At 38.1% G+C, this 19968-nt stretch carries 25 protein-coding genes; 18 read left to right on the top strand and 7 right to left on the bottom strand.

The window, feature by feature from the left end:
* Positions 1 to 109 precede the first annotated feature (109 nt).
* Positions 110 to 715, bottom strand: a complete 606-nt coding sequence (gene pncA, locus HNP36_RS04915; RefSeq protein WP_184159829.1) for a bifunctional nicotinamidase/pyrazinamidase — start codon at positions 713 to 715, stop codon at positions 110 to 112.
* A gap of 200 nt (positions 716 to 915) precedes the next feature.
* Here pncA and HNP36_RS04920 point away from each other — a divergent pair, with 200 nt between their 5' ends.
* The 5 genes from HNP36_RS04920 (at position 916) to HNP36_RS04940 (ending at position 4202) form a co-directional block, all read left to right on the top strand.
* Entirely contained in the window at positions 916 to 2058 is a 1143-nt protein-coding gene (locus tag HNP36_RS04920) for a DEAD/DEAH box helicase (protein WP_184159827.1), read from the top strand.
* Between the two features lie 184 nt (positions 2059 to 2242).
* Positions 2243 to 2779 carry a YfiT family bacillithiol transferase gene (locus tag HNP36_RS04925; protein WP_184159825.1) on the top strand — a complete coding sequence of 179 codons (537 nt, stop codon included), beginning with the start codon at positions 2243 to 2245 and terminating at the stop codon, positions 2777 to 2779.
* Positions 2773 to 3234 (top strand): DUF1569 domain-containing protein, encoded by a 462-nt coding sequence (locus HNP36_RS04930; protein ID WP_317168951.1) that lies wholly within the window; start codon positions 2773 to 2775, stop codon positions 3232 to 3234. Before HNP36_RS04925 ends, HNP36_RS04930 begins: the two co-directional genes overlap by 7 nt.
* Positions 3231 to 3608: a bacillithiol system redox-active protein YtxJ gene (gene ytxJ / locus HNP36_RS04935; protein ID WP_184159823.1), complete on the top strand. Its 378-nt coding sequence runs from the start codon at positions 3231 to 3233 to the stop codon at positions 3606 to 3608. The genes HNP36_RS04930 and ytxJ overlap by 4 nt, the downstream gene beginning before the upstream one ends.
* Positions 3609 to 4202 (top strand): Crp/Fnr family transcriptional regulator, encoded by a 594-nt coding sequence (locus tag HNP36_RS04940; protein WP_184159821.1) that lies wholly within the window; start codon positions 3609 to 3611, stop codon positions 4200 to 4202.
* A gap of 2 nt (positions 4203 to 4204) precedes the next feature.
* Here the strand turns inward: HNP36_RS04940 and HNP36_RS04945 are convergent, their stop codons facing one another.
* Positions 4205 to 5617 carry a PLP-dependent aminotransferase family protein gene (locus HNP36_RS04945; RefSeq protein ID WP_184159819.1) on the bottom strand — a complete coding sequence of 471 codons (1413 nt, stop codon included), beginning with the start codon at positions 5615 to 5617 and terminating at the stop codon, positions 4205 to 4207.
* A 91-nt stretch (positions 5618 to 5708) separates the two neighbouring features.
* Between HNP36_RS04945 and HNP36_RS04950 the strand changes: the two genes are divergently transcribed.
* The 9 genes from HNP36_RS04950 (at position 5709) to HNP36_RS04990 (ending at position 13043) form a co-directional block, all read left to right on the top strand.
* A complete protein-coding gene (locus HNP36_RS04950; protein ID WP_184159817.1) occupies positions 5709 to 6593 on the top strand; it encodes a DMT family transporter in 885 nt (294 codons plus the stop codon).
* A gap of 496 nt (positions 6594 to 7089) precedes the next feature.
* Positions 7090 to 7704, top strand: coding sequence for a Crp/Fnr family transcriptional regulator (locus HNP36_RS04955; protein WP_228456246.1), 615 nt, complete (start codon positions 7090 to 7092; stop codon positions 7702 to 7704).
* A gap of 240 nt (positions 7705 to 7944) precedes the next feature.
* Complete coding sequence (locus HNP36_RS04960) at positions 7945 to 8247, top strand: hypothetical protein (RefSeq protein WP_184159815.1); 303 nt, start codon at positions 7945 to 7947, stop codon at positions 8245 to 8247.
* A 14-nt stretch (positions 8248 to 8261) separates the two neighbouring features.
* Positions 8262 to 8648: a hypothetical protein gene (locus HNP36_RS04965; protein WP_184159812.1), complete on the top strand. Its 387-nt coding sequence runs from the start codon at positions 8262 to 8264 to the stop codon at positions 8646 to 8648.
* Between the two features lie 59 nt (positions 8649 to 8707).
* Positions 8708 to 10840 (top strand): catalase, encoded by a 2133-nt coding sequence (locus HNP36_RS04970; RefSeq protein ID WP_184159810.1) that lies wholly within the window; start codon positions 8708 to 8710, stop codon positions 10838 to 10840.
* A 47-nt stretch (positions 10841 to 10887) separates the two neighbouring features.
* Positions 10888 to 11388 (top strand): CinA family protein, encoded by a 501-nt coding sequence (locus tag HNP36_RS04975; RefSeq protein ID WP_184159808.1) that lies wholly within the window; start codon positions 10888 to 10890, stop codon positions 11386 to 11388.
* A gap of 3 nt (positions 11389 to 11391) precedes the next feature.
* A complete protein-coding gene (locus HNP36_RS04980) occupies positions 11392 to 11502 on the top strand; it encodes an SDR family NAD(P)-dependent oxidoreductase (RefSeq protein ID WP_228456248.1) in 111 nt (36 codons plus the stop codon).
* Between the two features lie 36 nt (positions 11503 to 11538).
* Positions 11539 to 12285, top strand: a complete 747-nt coding sequence (locus HNP36_RS04985) for an SDR family oxidoreductase (protein ID WP_228456251.1) — start codon at positions 11539 to 11541, stop codon at positions 12283 to 12285.
* A gap of 113 nt (positions 12286 to 12398) precedes the next feature.
* Positions 12399 to 13043, top strand: a complete 645-nt coding sequence (locus tag HNP36_RS04990; protein ID WP_184159804.1) for a DUF6766 family protein — start codon at positions 12399 to 12401, stop codon at positions 13041 to 13043.
* Here HNP36_RS04990 and HNP36_RS04995 read toward each other — a convergent pair.
* A complete protein-coding gene (locus tag HNP36_RS04995) occupies positions 13040 to 13846 on the bottom strand; it encodes a helix-turn-helix domain-containing protein (protein ID WP_184159802.1) in 807 nt (268 codons plus the stop codon). The genes HNP36_RS04990 and HNP36_RS04995 overlap by 4 nt on opposite strands.
* Positions 13847 to 13915: 69 nt before the next feature.
* Here HNP36_RS04995 and HNP36_RS05000 point away from each other — a divergent pair, with 69 nt between their 5' ends.
* A complete protein-coding gene (locus HNP36_RS05000; protein WP_184159800.1) occupies positions 13916 to 15061 on the top strand; it encodes an Atu1372/SO_1960 family protein in 1146 nt (381 codons plus the stop codon).
* Positions 15062 to 15166: 105 nt separating this feature from the next.
* On the opposite strand, the gene HNP36_RS05005 is transcribed toward HNP36_RS05000, so the two are convergent.
* On the bottom strand, positions 15167 to 16603 hold the full coding sequence (locus tag HNP36_RS05005) for a PLP-dependent aminotransferase family protein (protein ID WP_184159797.1): 1437 nt from the start codon (positions 16601 to 16603) through the stop codon (positions 15167 to 15169).
* Positions 16604 to 16705: 102 nt separating this feature from the next.
* On the opposite strand from HNP36_RS05005, the gene HNP36_RS05010 reads away from it, so the two are divergent.
* From HNP36_RS05010 to HNP36_RS05020, 3 genes are all read left to right on the top strand, one after another.
* Positions 16706 to 17161, top strand: coding sequence for a cupin domain-containing protein (locus HNP36_RS05010; RefSeq protein WP_184159795.1), 456 nt, complete (start codon positions 16706 to 16708; stop codon positions 17159 to 17161).
* A gap of 248 nt (positions 17162 to 17409) precedes the next feature.
* Positions 17410 to 18294: a dihydrodipicolinate synthase family protein gene (locus tag HNP36_RS05015; protein ID WP_184159793.1), complete on the top strand. Its 885-nt coding sequence runs from the start codon at positions 17410 to 17412 to the stop codon at positions 18292 to 18294.
* Between the two features lie 10 nt (positions 18295 to 18304).
* Complete coding sequence (locus tag HNP36_RS05020) at positions 18305 to 18538, top strand: thioredoxin family protein (RefSeq protein WP_184159790.1); 234 nt, start codon at positions 18305 to 18307, stop codon at positions 18536 to 18538.
* A gap of 122 nt (positions 18539 to 18660) precedes the next feature.
* Here the strand turns inward: HNP36_RS05020 and HNP36_RS05025 are convergent, their stop codons facing one another.
* From HNP36_RS05025 to HNP36_RS05035, 3 genes are all read right to left on the bottom strand, one after another.
* Positions 18661 to 19167, bottom strand: a complete 507-nt coding sequence (locus HNP36_RS05025) for a pyridoxamine 5'-phosphate oxidase family protein (protein WP_184159788.1) — start codon at positions 19165 to 19167, stop codon at positions 18661 to 18663.
* Positions 19168 to 19303: 136 nt separating this feature from the next.
* Positions 19304 to 19669: a rhodanese-like domain-containing protein gene (locus HNP36_RS05030; RefSeq protein ID WP_184159787.1), complete on the bottom strand. Its 366-nt coding sequence runs from the start codon at positions 19667 to 19669 to the stop codon at positions 19304 to 19306.
* A complete protein-coding gene (locus HNP36_RS05035; protein WP_184159785.1) occupies positions 19666 to 19968 on the bottom strand; it encodes a DUF3817 domain-containing protein in 303 nt (100 codons plus the stop codon). The genes HNP36_RS05030 and HNP36_RS05035 overlap by 4 nt, the downstream gene beginning before the upstream one ends.

Here is a 19968-nt window from a genome sequence, read left to right on the forward strand (position 1 = left end):
GAAATAAAATTTCTGCGCCTTTTTTTATCTTTAAATCATAGACTGAAAAGTAATTGTACAGACTTGCTAAATTCATCATTTATAATTTAGGCCTTATTATTGGAAAAAATTATCCAAGAATTGTAACTCCATTCTGGATCAGGTCATAAATAGCGTCTTTGCCATTGTCCGGTTTTACATTCACAGCTTTTGTTCCGTTGAAATGGAGACATGTGATGTACCCGTTTGCTACTGCATCCAGACAGGTGAATTTTACACAATAATCTAAAGCTACACCTACAATTTCGAGCAGCTGGATGTCATGATATTTTAAAAAATCATCCAATCCTGTTTTCATAAAGTGGTTATTGTCCTGAAATCCGCTGTAGCTGTCAATTTCTGTATTTTTCCCCTTTTGAACAATGTGGGTTACTTTATCCCTGTTCAGGTCCTTATGGAATTCAGCCCCGAAAGTTCCCTGGATACAATGATCCGGCCACATGAATTGTGGAACTCCGTTCAGAATAATGCTTTCGCCTACTTTTCTGTTGTTGTTGCTGGCAAAACTTTTATGGTTGGCAGGATGCCAGTCCTGGGTGAGCACAATCTGATCATATTCATTTTCTTCCATCAAAAGATTGATATAGGGAATAATTTCATTGGCTTCCGGAACTGCCAGAGCACCTCCTTCACAAAAATCATTCTGTACATCTACTATTATTAACGCTTTTTTCATATTGAGATTTCTCGAATTTTTGATAAAAATACTCAAAAAACTGTCCAAAACTGAATTATCGGACAAATCGGCAATATATTTTTCTAACTCGTTGAGTGCTATATCAGAATTGAAATAACTGCAAGTTTACCTTATATAGCATACAGCTCCGGTTTTTACCAAATATCAATAGCTTATCTTTGCAGTAAATAAGTATGTTTATGTCATTTGAATCTTTAGGATTATCACACAATATTATTCGTTCCGTCAAAAAATTGGGCTATCTGAAACCATTTCCGATTCAGGAGCAGGCTGTTCCGGTTATTTTGCAGGGCAAAGACCTGATGGGAATTGCACAGACAGGTTCCGGAAAAACCGCATGTTTTGTGATGCCAATTTTAGAAAAGCTGCAAAATTCAGAAGTTAAAAAAGACCGGAATGTTCAGGTTTTGATATTGGTTCCTACCCGTGAATTAGCCATTCAGATTGATGAAGTTTTCAGAGTTTTCACAGAAAATCTAAAGCGTGAGATCCGTACAATGGCTGTTTATGGCGGTGTTTCCATTAATCCGCAGATGAAAGGCATGTTTGGAGTGGAAGTTCTTATTGCAACGCCGGGCCGTTTATTAGATCTTATTGATCATAATGCATTAAGTATTTCAGGAATTCAGCATTTGGTGATTGATGAAGCGGATAAAATGTTTCAGCTGGGGTTTGGTGAGGAAATGAACAAGCTTTTCGCTTTGATGCCTGTAGTAAAACAGACAACTTTATTTTCAGCGACTTTAAATGATAAGGTTTCTGAAATGAAAGAGCGTTTATCCATCAATCCTGTCATCATTGAAATTAAAAAAGAAGAAGTTGAGATTGACAATATTGAACAACTGGCCTATCATGTTGCTACGGAAAATAAAGGCCCTTTTTTGCGGTATTTAATTAAAGAAAAGAAAGTTGAAAAAGCTTTGATATTTGTTTCCTCTACAAGATCAGCCGATAATCTGGTGGAAAAGCTTAAAAAGAATAAAATTAAAGCAGTAGCCATCCACAGCCAGAAATCACAGGGAGCCCGCAGAAATAATTTGGAGGAATTTAAAGTAAACGGAGCCCAGATTTTAGTAGCTACGGATCTCATTGGCCGTGGTATACATATTGAATCTTTACCTTGCGTAATTAATTATGAGCTTCCACGCTCACCTTTAGATTATATTCACCGGATTGGAAGAACAGGCCGTGCCAACGAAAAAGGAACCGCCATCAGCATTCTGACAGATGATGAACTGCAGCATTTCAGGGTGATTCAAAAGAAAATGGGAAGAAAAGTAACCCTGCAGAGAACAGAAGGTATTGATTTACACGGTTATTAAAATATCAATTACAATAGTAAAGCTTCAATTTTTCAGAATTGGAGCTTTTTCATATAAACCATATCAATACAATTAATGCATTCTTCATTTTAGATTCTTGAATTTTTGATAAATTTACAGAAACTGCTACTGAAAAAAACGTCCGGAAATGAATAACCGGACAGGACAATTTAAAACTATTAAAATGAGCAACTTAGAACAGAAAAGATTTCCTATAGGTGAATATCAGCAACCTGAAAACATCTGCGACATCAAACTTGATGAATATATTAAAGTCATCAAAAATTTCCCTGAAAAGCTTAAAAACCTGATAGAAAACCTTTCTGACGATCAGCTGGATACTCCTTACAGAGAAGGAGGATGGACAGTTCGCCAGCTTGTAAATCATATTGCTGACAGCCATATTAACAGTTTTATCCGTCTTAAACTGGCATTAACGGAGGATAATCCCACCATAAGACCTTATGATGAAGCGAAATGGGCCGAGCTTCAGGACAGCGTCAGTATGCCCATAAAACCTGCCATGAGAATGATAAAAGGAACTCATCAAAGATGGGCTGTTTTGCTGAAAAGCCTTACCAATAAACAGTTTGAAAGAACCTTTCATCATCCGGAACAAAATCAGGATTATGATCTGAGAAATTATCTTGCCCTGTATGTCTGGCATTGCAACCATCATTTTGCCCATATTGAAAATCTGAAGAAAGAAAAAGGGTGGTAAAGAAAAGTCTGCACAATCCGGTTTATTTTGAGGAAATTATTCACCGGATTTCCTTACTTACTGAAAATACTCCACAAAGATGGGGAAGAATGAATGCTTCCCGGATGCTAACCCATTGTGATCTTGTTCTTAAAGTGGCCTTAGGAAAAATTGAACTTCCTGAGATTAATATCTTTTTTGAAACAATAGGAGCAGTCACCAAAGTGGAAATGCAGATCTTTAACAACGGAATTCCCCGAAACATGCCTACTTTTCGAAAACTAATCGTTAATTTTGAATGTGATTTTAATGCATCAAGAACCAATCTGCTGAATACCCTGAAAGACTTCCGGACCGCATCTGAAAATAAAGCGCTTCCGGACCGTCACAGATTATTCGGGAAAATGACTGAAAAAGACTGGGGATTTTTAGAATACAAGCATCTTGATCACCATTTAAAACAATTTAATGTATGAGTTTTTTTGACAAAATATTCGGAGGAAAAGAAGACGCCCCTGAACGTAAATCTTTCTGGAAAACACTTGAATCTGTGGAGGATCTCAATAAAGCGATTGAAAATTCCTATCACCATAGAATTGCTATTTTCAAACATTCAACACAATGTTTCATCAGCAAAACTGTATTGAAAAATTTTGAGAGAGAGATAGATAATTTAGATCATAAAGTGGAGTTATATTACTTAGATTTGCTAAAATATAGACTGATTTCCAATAAAATATCTGAAGACCTTGGAATCAGGCATGAAAGCCCGCAGTTAATTGTAATAGAAGATGGAAAGGCTATTAACAGTGCATCACATGAAGATATATCCACAAATCAGCTCACATAAATGAAGAATATAAACACTTATCTGGCTAAAGTACTCAATGTTCCTATAGAAAAAGTGAACATGTGCAGTTTACACTATGAAGTAAAGAAAATACCTAAAAACCAGTTTCTTTTACAGTATGGTGAGATCTGCAGGCATATATTCTTTGTGGAAAAAGGGCTGCTGAAAATGTATTCCATCGACAAGAACGGGAAAGAGCATATCATACAGTTTGCTCCGGAAAGCTGGCTGATTTCCGACCGAAGCAGTCTTTATTTTAACGAAAAATCAATCTACTACATAGAAGCGGTCGAAGACACGGAAGTTCTGTTTCTTCACCCCGATTTCTTCAACAAACTTGTAGAACAGTTCCCGAACAGTATTGAAAGAAGTGATTTCCTTTTACAGAAGCACATCAGAAGCCTTCAGAACAGGATCAATTCTTTACTGGGCGAAACTGCAGAAGAAAGATATATGAAATTTATTAAAATGTATCCTGATTTACTTTTAAGAGTTCCGCAGTGGATGATTGCTTCTTATCTTGGAATCACCCCGGAAAGTCTGAGCAGGGTAAGAAAAGAACTGGCAAGGAAAAACTTCGTTCCGGACAGATAATATCATATTTTTTTTGCAAGATTCCCTACCTGTTGCAGGCATAACCTGGTTTCTTCCGTCCACGGCAGTCCAATACATAGGCGCATGCAGTTTTCAAACTGATTCTGAAGGGTAAACATCCTGCCGGGAGCAATACTGATGTTCTGTTTAATGGCAAGATCATACAGCTCAGTGGTGCGGATATTCTTATCAAACTCTACCCAAAGGGAAAGGCCTCCCTGCGGCCGGCTTGTTTTTGTGCCTTCAGGGAAATATTCTGCAATGGTCTGCACATAATTCTGATAATTATTCTGAAGTGCCCTCCTCATTTGCTGAAGATGCTTCTCATATCTTCCTGATTTGAGAAAATTGGCTACAGCCTCATTTACAATAGAAATAGATGAAGTGGAATGGAGCAGCTTAAGCTTCATGATTTTGTCCTTATACTTTCCCGGAGCAATCCACCCCACACGGTATCCCGGAGCCAGTGTCTTTGAAATTGAGCTGCAGTACAGTACATTTCCGTCCTTATCAAAAGATTTGCAGCATTTCGGACGGCTTGCCCCAAAATAAAGGTCACCGTAAACATCATCTTCAATCAGGGGAATATTATTTTCAGAAAGAATTTTTACGATCTCTTTTTTATTTTCATCCGGCATACAGCTTCCCAGCGGTGAATTGAAATTTGGAATCAGCAGGCAAAGATCAATTTGCGGTATTACTTTTTTCAAAGCTTCAATCTCAATACCTGTGGTTGGGTGAGTGGGAAGTTCAAGGACATTTAAGCCCAAGCCATTTGCCAGTTGTAAAATACCCGGATAACACGGACTTTCAATGGCAATTGTATCACCGGGTTTTCCTAAAGCCATTAGACAGAAGGAGAGGGCATTCATACCGCCATTTGTAGTAACCAGATCATTTTCACTGAGATTCCCTCCCCATTGCAGTGAACGTACGGCAATCATTCTTCGTAATTTCAAGTTTCCCTGAAGTTCTTCATATGCTGTTCCGCCATCTTTTAATTCACGGGTTGCATTGATGATTTCTTTCTTTAATTTAGCCTGCGGCAGAAGATCTCCCGAAGGAATTCCGATAGAAAAAAAAGTAAGCCCTTTCTTTCCCATGTTTTCATAAACCTTACTGATCAGCTCGTCCGGTTCATCGTTATTGGCAATCAGGGAAGGCCTGCTTACTTCCGGAAGAGGAAGCTTTACAGACATCAGCCTGCTGACAAAATAACCTGACTGCGGCTTGGATTCAATTAAAGACTGGGATTCAAGTTCCAGAAAAACCCGTTTCGCCGTATTCATGCTTACCTGATGTTCCTGGCACATCATTCTTACGGAAGGAAGTCTGTCTCCTGCTTTTAATACTCCGTTTCTGATCTGGGAAGCAATTCCGTCAGCAATTTCTGTATATATAAATTCTTTACTCATTTTTGCAACTGTGTTCATGCAAATATACAAAACTGAGACTGTGTTTATTCATTTCAGCTTTCTAATTTTGAATTATTAAAAAAATATAGAAATGATGACTGACAAAATATCCAAAGATGAAAATATAAGCGGATGGATCAACGGGTTTATAGGAGTAGTATTATTCAGTGGCGGACTGCCTGCCACCAAATTAGCGGTGATGGAAATGAGCCCGATTTTTGTAACAATAGTACGTGCTGCCATTGCAGGGATACTGGCTTTTATGGTTTTGTGGATAGGTAAAGAAAAACGGCCTGTAAAACAACAGCTCATACCATTGCTTTTGGTATCGCTCGGCTGTGTGGTTGGGTTTCCGCTTCTTTCTGCATTGGCTCTTCAATATCTTACTTCTGCACATTCTATTGTATTTTTAGGAATGCTGCCTTTGGCAACTGCCATATTTGGAGTGTTCCGGGGTGGAGAAAAGCCTCATCCGGTATTCTGGCTCTTTTCTATTGTGGGAAGCCTTTTAGTAATAGGATATGCGGTTTCACAAGGGATTTCTGCTTCGCCAATTGGCGATATGCTAATGCTTCTGGCGGTTATTCTATGTGGAATGGGATATGCTGAAGGTGCAAAACTGTCAAAAACATTAGGCGGCTGGCAGGTGATTTCCTGGGCCCTGGTATTGGCATTGCCGGTTATGATCCCTTTATTTTTTATTTACTTTCCCGACCATATTGAGACTGTAAGCTTTAAAGGGTGGTTTGGAATGGCTTATATTTCCCTTTTCAGCATGTTTATCGGTTTTATATTCTGGTACAAAGGCCTGGCGCAAGGCGGTATTGCTACAGTGGGGCAACTACAGTTATTACAGCCTTTTTTCGGACTTGGACTGGCAGCTTATTTCCTTCATGAGAAGGTAAGTATAGGAATGCTGGCTGTTACTGTAGGAGTTATTTTATGTGTTGCCGGGACTAAAAAATTTGCAAAATAATATTATGATCCAGATCATAAAAGGTTGCTTTAAAAATGTATTATTTTTGAATATACACAACAAAATATAACTATTTATGAAATATCCTTTGAGCATCAATTTGCAAATACTACAATAATTACTTCTTCATTATATTCATTTTTTATTAAGTTTTTTAATATCCTTCAGTCATCTGCAAGGATATTTAACTGCTATAGAATTTAAATTTAATAATTTTCAAACAATTATCTTTTTTAATATTAAATAACTACCATAAGTTTTAATTCAAACACAATTTGATAATTAATTTAACTTACTTTAACAATAAATTCAAACAATAAGGTTCGATATTTGCATATGATTTACAGAATCTCATATTCAATGAAATTTTAATTTGTAAAAAGCATTAGCATGCTGATAGAGAAAATAAATAACCCGATTATAATAATTTTCATCAAAAAGCAATTTCAATAAAAAATTTCACTATTTTTTATTGAACATATTAAAAAACATACTTATGAAAACAATAAGCTGCATGAATATAGGCGAAGATATTCTATATTCATACGGAGGGGAAATCAGACAATATAAAAAAGGGGAGCTTATATACAGGGAAGGGGATCATGCTCTGTATTATTTCCAGATTGTCAACGGAAAAGTAAAGCTCAATAATTATGACGAAGAAGGAAAAGAATTTATACATAACATTTTTGGAGGAAAACAGAGCTTTGGAGATTCATTGCTTTTTTTAGATAAATTTTATCCGACCAATGCAGTATGTATAGGCCCTTCAGAAATTATAAGGGTCCCAAAGGAACAGTTTCTGAAATTAATAAAGACAGAACCTAAGTTTTCTCTGGAAATGAACGCATGTCTTTCCCAAAGGCTCTATTTCAAGGCCATTATGCTTCAGAGTATGGCTTCCCTGAATCCTGCCTCAAGGCTTACAGGGCTGCTGGATTATCTTAAGAGCTATCATGACGACAGCTGCGGGAGCTGCTTCCAGGTAGAACTTACGAGACAGCAGATTGCCAACCTGGTTGGTTTGCGTGTAGAAACTGTTATCCGCGCTTTGAAAAAAATGGGAAAAGAAGGATACATCACCATAGAAAACAGGAAAATAATCTATTAAACCTATAAGAGTTGAATTAATATGATTTAGGTCATAAAAAAGTGAATTATTGAGGTGTATATTTGAAGTATCAGGTTTCAACATAATTTCCAATCCCTCAGGTAAGGTAGAAAAATTCATTATTTCCGGTATAGCGCAACCTATTTATAAGTATTCATTCAGAATAAAGCTCAGGGAAATTGATGTTGAAGTGAAAATAAAATTTTTCGAAAGGACCTATCAACTCAATTACTCAAATATATGGATTGTCAAAAAATAGTAAAGACCCTGAAACATAAAGACTTTATCAAGGTTTCCAATAAAGGTGGCTGGTTTGAAGAAGGCGCAGCTGTTTATGCCAAAGAGATCAAGGATCATATTTTTTTATTATTTGTGATCCTGAAAGATGTAGAAATTGAAAATATTCAGGCTCTGATCGCGCATTTCGACTGCTTCGGCAGTATAGGTCTGAAAGAACCGGAACAGATCATGTTTTATCTTTCCATCAAAGACAAGGAAGACCTGCACTATTTTGAGAAATATTTAAGAATTCCCGATAACTAATAACCGCTGAGAATATGATATTTGAAAACGACACTTTAAGACATTCCGGGTTGAATGATAAAAACAATATGATAGAGAATGAGTCTTTATTTCCCAATGTTATCAATTCTTACGGAGTTACTGCTTTTCTCATCAAATCATTGGAAAAGATAAAAAATAACGCAAAGTGCGATATTCTGAAAAATGTAATCGACAATTATATTAACGAGTACTTTCTGAATATCCGTGAATATCATAGCGAAAAAACCGTTGATCCGGGCAGCATGGACACGGAAATCAATATTGAAAATTCTTCATTCACCCTATATGCCAAAACAGCATATTACAAAGTATTAAAAGAAGAGGAATATCTTAATAAAGTACTGAGCACCTTAGAAAAAGACAGGGCCGGAACAGAATAACCCCGTGACAGATTTAGTTTGACTTTTTAACCTTCACACCACATTAAAAATAAATTGATATGAAAAATGAAAACCAAAATGAAAAGTTAAACCAACTGGACAGCCACACCACTTCCAACGAAAACGAAAAACTGACAACCAATCAGGGGATAAAAATCAATAATAATCAGGATTCATTAAAATCCGGTGACAGAGGACCTACACTGTTGGAAGATTTCATTTTAAGAGAGAAAATAACTCACTTCGATCATGAAAGAATTCCCGAACGAATAGTTCACGCAAGGGGTTCAGGGGCACATGGCATTTTTAAATTAAACAAAAGCCTCAGTCCTTATACTAAAGCCGATTTTTTGTCAAAAGCCGGCCTGGAAACACCTGTTTTCGTAAGATTTTCAACCGTAGCAGGAAGTAAGGGCAGTACCGATCTGGCAAGAGATGTAAGAGGTTTTGCTATAAAGTTTTACACTCAGGAAGGAAATTATGATCTTGTAGCGAATAACATGCCCGTTTTTTTTATACAGGATGCTATTAAGTTTCCGGATCTCGTTCATGCCGTGAAGCCGGAACCCGATAATGAAATACCTCAGGCAGCTTCAGCACACGATACATTCTGGGATTTTATCTCACTGATGCCGGAAAGTATGCATATGATTATGTGGCTGATGAGTGACAGAGCGATTCCCCGAAGTCTTAGAATGATGGAAGGATTTGGAGTTCATTCCTTTAAATTCATTAATGAACAAGGAAAAGTTCATTTCGTTAAATTTCATTTTAAACCCAGACTCGGAGTACATTCTGTTGCCTGGGATGAAGCCCAGAGAATTTCTGGTGTAGATCCCGATTTTCATAAAAGGGATCTGTGGGAATCCATTGAAACCGGAGCTTATCCTGAATGGGATTTCGGTGTACAGCTGATTCCGGAAGAAGACGAACATAAGTTTGATTTTGATCTTCTGGACCCTACGAAACTTGTTCCCGAAGAAGAAGTTCCCGTAGAAATTGTCGGAACCTTAACACTTAATAAAAATCCGGAAAACTTCTTTGCAGAGACCGAACAGGTAGCTTTTCATCCCGGACATCTTGTTCCGGGTATAGATTTCACTAATGATCCCCTGCTTCAGGGAAGACTGTTTTCATATACAGATACCCAGCTGTCAAGACTCGGATCACCCAATTTCCATGAAATACCGATTAACAGATCTGTAAATACAGTTCACAACAATCAGCGTGACGGCCATATGAGACAACAGGTCGTAAAAGGCAAAGTAAGTTATGAACCGAACTCCACCGGAGGGGGATGTCCTTTTCAGTCCATGATGTCAGAAGGAGGATTTGCTTCCCATGAAGAAAAGGTTTCAGGAGAAAAAGTAAGAAAAAGAAGCCAGAGTTTTGTAGATCATTATTCACAGGCAAAATTATTCTATAACAGTCAGTCCGGTCCTGAGCAGACTCACCTTCAGAATGCTCTTGTTTTTGAACTGTCCAAAGTAACGATACCGGAGATCAGGGAGAGAATGGTAGGGCAATTAGCCTTCATCGATAACATCCTCGCTAAAAAAGTTGCCGAAAAATTAGGGGTAAAAGTTAAAAAACTGAAACAGCCTAACCAAAGCATTCCTGCAGACGGCGATATCAGTAAACTTCAAAGTGAAGAAAGAGAGTCTAAAACAAAAATATCCGAAGCGCTAAGCATGAAGGATACCGTTAAAAATACCATCAAAAGCAGAAAAATAGGCTTTATCCTGGCCAATGGTGCAGACGGAACCGTTCTGAATGCCCTGAAAACAAAACTTGAAAAAGAAGGAGCAACAGTAGAACTTATTGCACCAAGTTTAGCTCCTGTCAGTGCAACTGATGAAATTTTATCTCCGAAACATTCTCTTACAAGTATTGCCAGCGTATGTTTTGATGCTTTATACCTAAGTGCCGGGGAGAAATCCGCTGAAGAATTAATGAATCCTGAAAACAAACATCTTACTCTGCGTTTCATCAATGAAGCCTATAAGCACTGCAAGGCTATTTATTTCGGTGCAGGAACAGAAATACTTTATAGCAACAGTAATATAGCCATGAAAAAGCACGAAGATCCGGCCGTGATTATCGCAGCAAAAGACAGGGATTCTGATGAACAGTTTATCAGAGCCATTTCCGGTCACAGAGTCTGGGATCTGGAACTCGCGAGGAATACCTGAACATAAATAAAAAACACCTTCACATCACACACTAAATATTTAAAATTATGGAATTTCAAGAAAACCTTTTAAGCCATATAAGCCAGTCTCTCATGACTGCAGGCGAAACAATTTCTATTGCAGAAAGTGTTACATCAGGGTGTTTGCAGCTGGCTTTTTCACAGATGCCGAACGCTTCACTATTTTATAGTGGTGGCCTGACCGCCTATACATTGCCTCAAAAAGTAAAACTTCTTCACATAGACAAAGAAGAGGCAGAAGAATGTGACTGTGTATCCGAAAATATTGTAGAAACAATGGCCCTGAATGCGGCAAAAATCTTCGGTTCCGACTGGTCAATTGCCACCACAGGCTATTGTACCCCGATAAGGAATTCATCCTATAAGGTTTTTGCCTTTTTCTCCTTTTCTTATAAAGGAGAGATCATTCTCACCAAAAAGCTCGAACTGCATCCTAAAACGCAGGCTCTGAACGCTCAGATGTACTATACGGAATTCATCCTTGGATGTTTCAAAAGTGAAATCAACCAGTCACTAATCTTAAAATAAAATATGGGGCGCAAGAATCAATATGCTTTAATTACAGGCGCAACCAGCGGAATTGGTTATGAACTGGCCAAACAGTTTGCAAAAAACGGCTATGATTGCCCACAGAATGGCTGAAATGCAGAAACCGGTAACTGAAAAATAATCATGAGTATGGATGAATTAAAAGATAAATCAGTTCTGATCACAGGAGCTGACAGCGGAATAGGTAAGGCAACAGCTTTACTTTTCGCACATAAAGGCGCTGATATTGCCATCATTTATCATTCAGACATAAAAAATGCGGAAGAAACCAAAAATGAAATCGAAAAACTGGGCAGAAAATGCATCATTTTCGGAGGTGACATCAATGATTACGGATTTTGTGAAGAAACAACAGCAAAGATAATTGAAGAATTCGGAGGAATTGATATTCTCATTAATAATGCCGGGGTACAGTTTCCCGCAGAGAATATTGAAGAACTCGAAGAAGAAAATATCCGGAAAACCTTTAATTCCAATATCATAGGAATGATCCTGCTCACAAAAGTTGTTTTCCCATATCTTAAAGAAGGAAGCAGCGTAATCAATACCACTTCGGCTGCTGCTTATCAGGGGCATGCAGAACTTCTGGATTATTCAGCAACAAAGGGTGCTATTGTATCATTTACGAGATCACTTGCACTTCAGGCAAAACCAAAAGGAATCCGGATCAATGCTGTGGCACCCGGCCCTGTGGCAACACCATTGACCAAGGCAACATTCGGGGAAGAAGAGGAAAACCCGGATAAACCGCCTTTTGACAGAAATGCCACACCTGAAGAAATAGCCGGAAGCTTTCTTTTTCTTGCAGGAAACGGAGCTGCACAAATTACAGGGCAGGTTCTCCATCCAAACGGCGGACTGATTATCAACGGATAGAATCAAACAGCTTTAAAGAACTAAAATTATAAAAACAGAAACATTAATTTTAGGAGCATGTGATTCAAAGCCGGAACCTTATACCTGAATTTCAACTTTAAATTGCAGTTACCATGTCAAAAAAAACTTTCTTTTACCGTAACAGTTTAAGTATTATTTTGCTTACACTAATGTTTTGCTGCCTTCTTGGACAGTTTTTTACAGGCTGGGCAACATTGAATAAAGAACTGACAGAAGAAGGAAGTCCACAACTCAGTGTTGGATCCTATATTTACAGCGGACATTTTATACAGGCTACATTTGAAAACTGGGAAAGTGAATTTCTCCAGATGATGCTCTACATTGTATTAACGGTTTCCCTGAGACAAAAAGGTTCCAGCGAGTCCAAATCTCTGGAAAAGAAAGAAGATGTAGACAAAGAGCCGGAAGCTCATTCAAAAGCTCCGTGGCCCGTTAAAAAAGGAGGAATATGGCTTACCCTTTATAAGCATTCCTTATCCCTGGCTTTTGCGGTTTTATTTATTGCAAGCTTCGGACTGCATTTTTATGGAAGTATGAAAGATTTCAACGAAGAGCAGGTCATCAAAAATAAACCTACGGTTAATGCTGTACAATACATCTCAGAATCCAGGTTCTGGTTTGAATCTTTTCAGAAATTTTTAGCTGTTGCAGCAATCGTGATTCTGTCTATCTGGCTTCGTGAAAAAGGATCACCGGAATCCAAACCTGTAGATATGGCTCACGATGAAACACCTTAATTCATCTTTCTCACTTTGGGCTTGGCTTTCATAATTGCATGATAAGAAGACGTAAAAGCGGACAAACTTTGATAACCAACTCTATAAGCAATCTGGCTTAAAGTGTATTGTCCTGTATCAATAAGTTCTATACTTTTCAATATCCTTACAAGCTGCAGGTATTTTTGCAGGGTAATTCCAGTTTCATTCTTAAAAATCCTTTGCAGGCTCCTTACGGACATTTGTGCTTTTTCTGCCATTTCATCGGCATTCAGGCTGTATTTAAAATTTAAATTGATATAAGTACAAACCGGAATAAGCCTGACATCCGACGGAACCGGAATTTCAAGATAACTGCTTTCCCTGCAGAAGTTGGGGAGGCTTTTTAAAATCGCTTTAAAAAAGAGATCCTGTTCTTCATCTTCATCTGTCAGCTGGTTCCATTTGGAAGCATAGAGAAGCATTTCTTTCAAAACCGGGGGAACTGCAAAAACATGAATATGTTTGTAAAAATCATCATCAAAAACCGTTTTGAACAGGAAGACCATTAAATTAACTGTTTTCGCTTCCGAAGTAATTCTGTGCGCCTTTCCGGAAGGAATCCAGATGACGTGATACTGCGGAACAAGATAAATTTTCTGATCTATATGAAAATACTGGTAGCCATCTTCCACAAAAGTAAGCTGGGCACGGTGGTGCGTATGCTCATGATCATCATGCTTCCAGTCTTTTTCACACCAGACATAGGCTTCTTTTCCTATAGTATCTACAAATCTGCTGTTCTTCTGTTCTGTTAAGCCACATTTTACACTGTCGTTCTGCATAGTATTTTTGGCAAATTTAATAAAAACGACAATATTAATTTTGTACTGTAATTATTTATTTCTTTAAAAATGAAAAAACTAAGTACCGTTTTTATATTAATTTTATTATTAAAAATCAGCACGGTTATGGCACAAGGTAATAAAGCCAGAATATTGGTTCTTATCCATTCAGATAATGGCGGGACATATAAACTGGCCAAAGAAATAGCATCCGGTATCGAAAGCAGTAAAAATGCAGCAGCAGTAATTAAACAGGTTAAAGAATCCTCAAATCCTGAATTAAAAAACATTCCTGTAGCCTCTGTAGATGAATTGCCTTCCTATGACGGAATTGCTTTCGGATCACCTGTTTATTTCGGGAATATCAGTACGGGAATGAGTGAATTTTTGTCTAAAACCGTTAATCTATGGACCAATCATGCGCTGGAAGGAATGCCTGCAACAGTTTTTATGTCCGCAGGAAGCGGAGCGGGAAAAGAGCTTGCTCTGAATGCTTTCCGGAATACTTTAGCGGTTCACGGAATGGTACTTGTCTCCAACGGAATCAGGGGAACGGAAAATATCGATAAGACAATTCCACAAGGGAATACCGTTTTAGGAGTAACAAGCACGGCCTCGCTGAAAGATGTTGAAAGACCTACAAAAGATGAGCGTGAACTGGCGAAAATCCAGGGAAGAAATTTTGCCAAAACCGCCCTGGCCCTGAAGGGTACATTTTCTAAGAAACAGACTGCGGCTGTAGCTCAGGAAAAATCTCAGGATATCAATGAAGTTTTGGAAGAAAAGAATATTATTCTGCCACAGGTTCCACAGCCTGCCGGAAATTATAAACCGTTTGTGCGTTCAGGAAATCTTGTGTTCATCAATCAGGTTGCTTTGAAAGACGGTAAAATTTTAAATCCCGGAAAATTAGGTGTTGATGTTAATGAGCAAGAGGTAAAAGAAGCTGCAAAAGCTACAATGCTTAATGTTATAGCCGTTTTAAAAGAAGCTGTGGGCGGAGATCTCAATAAAGTAAAACAATGTGTGCAATTGACGGGAATTTTCAATACCAAAGATGATTATACGAAACATGCAGACCTGATGAATGCTGCCTCAAATCTTACCGTGGAAATTTTCGGAGAAAAAGGGAAACATGCCAGAGCCACTTTAGGCGCGTCATCCATTCCTGTTAATTCTTCGGTGGAAATACAGGCTGTTTTTGAAGTAGAATAATTGGTAAGCACATCTAGATTTGCTTAACCTGCTGGATATGTGAGAGATAAAAGTGCATTAATTCTTTTTTTCGCAGATCGAGCAGATTAAGCAGATTTTTTTAATTTAATTGATTTGATGTTTTAGGACTTCGGAAATCTTTTTTATACTTTCTTCCAGCTGTTCTTCGGACAGAGAACCATAACTCAGCCTGAAACCATTGATAATCTGGTTATGGCTATATTGTTTCGGATGGATGATATTAATGTTTTTTTCCAGCAATGATGATGTAACAGCATCCCAGCTGAGATTTTTCTTTGGCACGATCCAGAAAGCCAGACCTCCTTCCGGCAGGGTAAAATTAGCAATGTTTCTTATATGTTTTTCCAATAAACCATGCACAAAATCCCTTTTGTTTTTATAATGAACAGTCGCTTTTTTAATGTGTCTTTTCACTGCACCTTCTTTAATTAACTGCATAACCGCCTGCTCCATAATCATATCGCCCTGAACATCAATGATTTTTCTCAGATCACCTATTTTCTTAAGCAGATCAGCGTTTTTGGAGGCCAGGTAACCTATCCGTAATGCCGGAGCAACCACTTTACTTAATGTACCTACATAAACATAGTTTGTAAGTTCAGCAAAACTGGAAAGAGGGAGAATAGGGCGGTAACCAAAATGAAACTCGTTATCATAATCATCTTCAATAATGGTAATTCCGTGTTTGTTTGAAAGTTCTATCAGTTCAAGCCTTCTTGCTAAACTTAAAGTAACCGTTGTAGGATATTGTCTGTGTGGGGTAATGTATATTGCTTTTATATTTTTATTTCCGGTTAAAAGCAGCTTGATATCTTCAATTTTGATTCCTTCATCATCTACTGAAACCGGTAACAGTTCTGCTCCGGCATATTCAAAAGCTTTCCAGGCCGGTTTATAACCCGGATTTTCAACAATAACCTGACCGCCTGTTTTTAAAAGACACTGAGCGGTAAGGAACATCGCCATCTGGCTTCCTCTTGTAATTGAAATTTCATTTTCACTGATATGCATTCCCCGCTGGTGATTCAGCATCTGAGAAATGGTCTTCCGGAATTCAGTATCACCATGTGCATTGCCATAGCCCATCATCTGCCATTTCGCTTTGCGGTTAAAAATCTGGCGGTATGCTCTTGCCAATTCTGTTACCGGAGCTATTTTGCTGTCAGGATGGCCATCATCAAAATTAATTACTGTGTTGGTAAATGCTGACGGGTCTTGTTCGTTTTCATCATTTCTGCTGCCCGGCATTTCCTTTAAAACCGGAAGATTATCCGATACAAAGATTCCTTTTCTTTCTTTTGAGATCACCCATTCTTCATTGATCAGTACCTGATAGGCTTCAACTGCCGTATTTCTGTTGATCTTTAGCATCAGTGCAAGATTTCTGCTTCCGGGAAGTGCATCACCGGCTTTAAGCCTTCCGGAGCGTATATCCGCAATGATGGTATCTGCAATCTGTAAGTAGACTGCCTTTTCAAGCTTTTTATCTATTTCGAATTCTAATTTCCACGGACGAATCATCTGGACTACCTATTTATATAAAAACTGAATCATTTAAACAGTCCAAATATAAAATAATTTTGTGAAGCAGTAAAGCACAAAACATTTTAAAATTTAGATATCATGGACAAGAAAAATTTCAGTTCAAAAGATTTTCACGAAACATTTGCAAGACCAAAGTATGTGAAACCAACTCACCTGATCCATAAAAATGTAGAAAATGCAGGGGAGCATGACCAGTTTTCAACGGAAAGAAAGCATCCTGTTTTTTTCGTGGATCTGCCGAGTAAAAATGTAAGTATGACCATTGGCGGCCTGCTTCCGGGGCAGCAAACCAACAGGCACCGTCATACTTACGAAACCGTATTGTACGTAATAGAAGGAAAAGGATGGACGGAAGTAGAAGATGAAAGAGTGCATTGGGAAGCGGGAGATGCCGTGTATATTCCTTCATGGGCATGGCATAAGCATCAGAACCTTAGCGATACTGAACCGGCCAAATATCTGGCCTGTGAAAATGCACCACAACTTCAGAATCTTGGAGTAGCCTTGAGAGAAGAAGAGGGAAGAGATCTTTAACATATCCTATCATTAAGAATAAGTTTAAGGTATTGCCAGGAAGATCATCCTGATGTTAAGTAGAAACCCGACCAGCCATTATTACATAAGTTTATTTAAGCAAAAAAATCACCTGAAGTAAAGCACTTTGATGAAAACAGAGATTTGTAAAGCTTAATAATTATTCAACTTAATATTTCTGGCGGCTTAAACTTTTCTTAATGGTTAAAGATTCCCATATAATCATTTTAATTTTAAATAAACAAAATATGAAAAATATTCCATTCAAAGGAATTATTGCTTACCCAATTACTCCTTTTGACCAGGATGAAAAGATAGATATTCCTCTTTTTAAAAAGCTGGTGGAAAAGCTGATCGTTTCCGGAAGCCACGGAATTGCCCCGCTAGGAAGCACAGGAGTAATGCCTTACCTGTCTGATGAAGAAAAAGAAGCCATAACGGAAGCTTCTATACAACAAACCAACGGAAGAATTCCAACACTGGTAGGAGTATCGAATCTTACGACAGAAAAAACCATTCACCATGCGCGATTTGCTGAAAAAGCAGGAGCTGATGCCGTTATGATTATTCCTATGAGCTACTGGAAACTGACAGATGATGAAATTGTAGCCCATTATGATGCAGTAGCCGGTAAAATTTCAATTCCTATTATGGCTTATAACAATCCGGCAACCAGTGGAGTAGATATGTCACCCGCCCTTTTGAAAAGGCTTCTGGAAATCCCGAATGTCACTATGATTAAAGAAAGTACCGGAGATATCCAGAGAATGCATTACCTGAAAAAAGAGCTGGGCGATGGTGTTGCTTTTTATAACGGTTCCAATCCATTGGCTCTATCTGCTTTCACTGCCGGGGCAAGAGGTTGGTGTACAGCCGCTCCCAACCTGATCCCGGAACTTAATATTAGTCTGTATCATGCTATTGAAGAAGGAAATCTCGAAAAGGCAAAAGATATTTTCTACAGGCAGTTTGATCTCCTGAAATTCATTGTTAATAAAGGATTACCGAGGGCTGTAAAAGCAGGTCTGAATATTTTGGGAGAAGAAGGCGGAAGCTTAAGAAGTCCGCTAAAGCCTTTAACCGAAAAAGAAACGGAAGAATTAAAAAATATTATTAAAACTCTTGTAAATTAATGTAAATCTTATGAAAAAATCAGTTTTTTATCACGCGGGATGCCCGGTATGTGTAAGCGCGGAACACGATATTGTTCAGCTTATCGGTACGGAAAATGTAGAAATCATTCATTTAGGGAATGACAGAAATAAAATTGCAGAGGCTGAGAACGCAGGCGTAAAATCAGTTCCTGCCCTGGTGACGCCTAACGGGAATGTTCTGCATATCAATTTCGGGGCTTCTATGGATGATGTTAAAAAGTAAAAAAACCGGTGACTTCGAGAGCCTCAGTCACCAGTTTTTATCGGGCATTCAATAATTTTGAATCCGTTTACTATTTAAGTTGTAGAAAAGGTGGTTTCGAGAATCTCAGCCACCCTTTTTATTTACACAATTGCGTTGCCTTCCACACCATCAGAATTATTCGTTTTAATCCCGGTTATAGCCGCTGTAACGAAACTGAACAGGCTGACAAGTTTCCCTGCTTTGGTGTCCCAATAGTATGTTTCTTTAGGTTCTACCCGGATAATGGTTACATCCGGATCATCTTTTCCGTCAAACCATGCTTTAGCCATAGGCGACCATTTTTCTTCAATCGTGGCTTTATCTTTATAAACTGAAGCTTCACCATAAACAGAAAGATACTGAGAATCGCTGTTGTTCATAAAAAACAGCTGTACTCTCCGGTCTTCCTTTATTTCAAAATTTTTATTGCTGGTTCCACTGCTGATAAACCATAAATTTCCGTTATCGTCCGTTTCCTGCAATGTCATAGGGCGGGAGTTGACGGGAGTGGTACCCAGTTCTGTACAGAACATGCATATTCTTGCCTTTTCCGACAGTTCTTTAATTTTTTTAATAGCTTCAAGGTGGGTTAAATTCTGTGTTGACATAATATTATATTTTTAGTGATTGGTAATGAGAAATTATAATGAATTAACTTCTGAAAAAGACACTTCAGTAACATTCACCGTTAAATATTCAAATACCTGACCAAACAGAATGAGTGTGGTAGCAATATCCGAAGTTTTATTTATTATTAGCTGCAATGGTTTCCTGAAGGTCACTCCATGCACCACCGTTATGTATATACTTAAAGCCTCTTTCCTTCAAAATATTTTCAGCTTTTACACTTCTAAGTCCGTGAGAGCATACTGTGATATAGGTTTTATCCGGATCAAGTTCAATATATCTTTCGCGGATGGTTCCCAGAGAGATATTAACAGAGCCTTCAATATGCCCCGTTTTAAATTCCTTTTCAGTTCTTACATCCAGAATAACAGCCCCTTTTTTAATAAGTCCATCTAAGCCGTTATCCAATGTCTGATATCTGTAAACCCGGTAAATAATATAAACTGTAAGAATTACTCCACATACTATCAATACATTCTTCATAGTTTACTTAAGATTTTATTGTCAATATAAAAGGTTCCGAACGGAATGAAACACGCCAGAATTACTTTCCAGGTGGTTTCTTTAAATTTCCATCGCTGCTCAACCCCTACACTCAGCGTATTAAACAGGAAAAGCAGGAATAATGTCCCATGAATAGGCCCCATTACTCTTACAAGAGCTGGATTTCCCAGCCAATACTTCATAGGTACTGCAATGAATACAAGCGTTAACAGGGATATTCCTTCCAGAATGGCCAGAATTCTCAGGCGCCCGATTTTTGTTTTTAATAAATGCGTCAT

It is taken from the genome of Chryseobacterium shigense, assembly GCF_014207845.1.
Taxonomy (GTDB): Bacteria; Bacteroidota; Bacteroidia; order Flavobacteriales; family Weeksellaceae; genus Chryseobacterium; species Chryseobacterium shigense_A.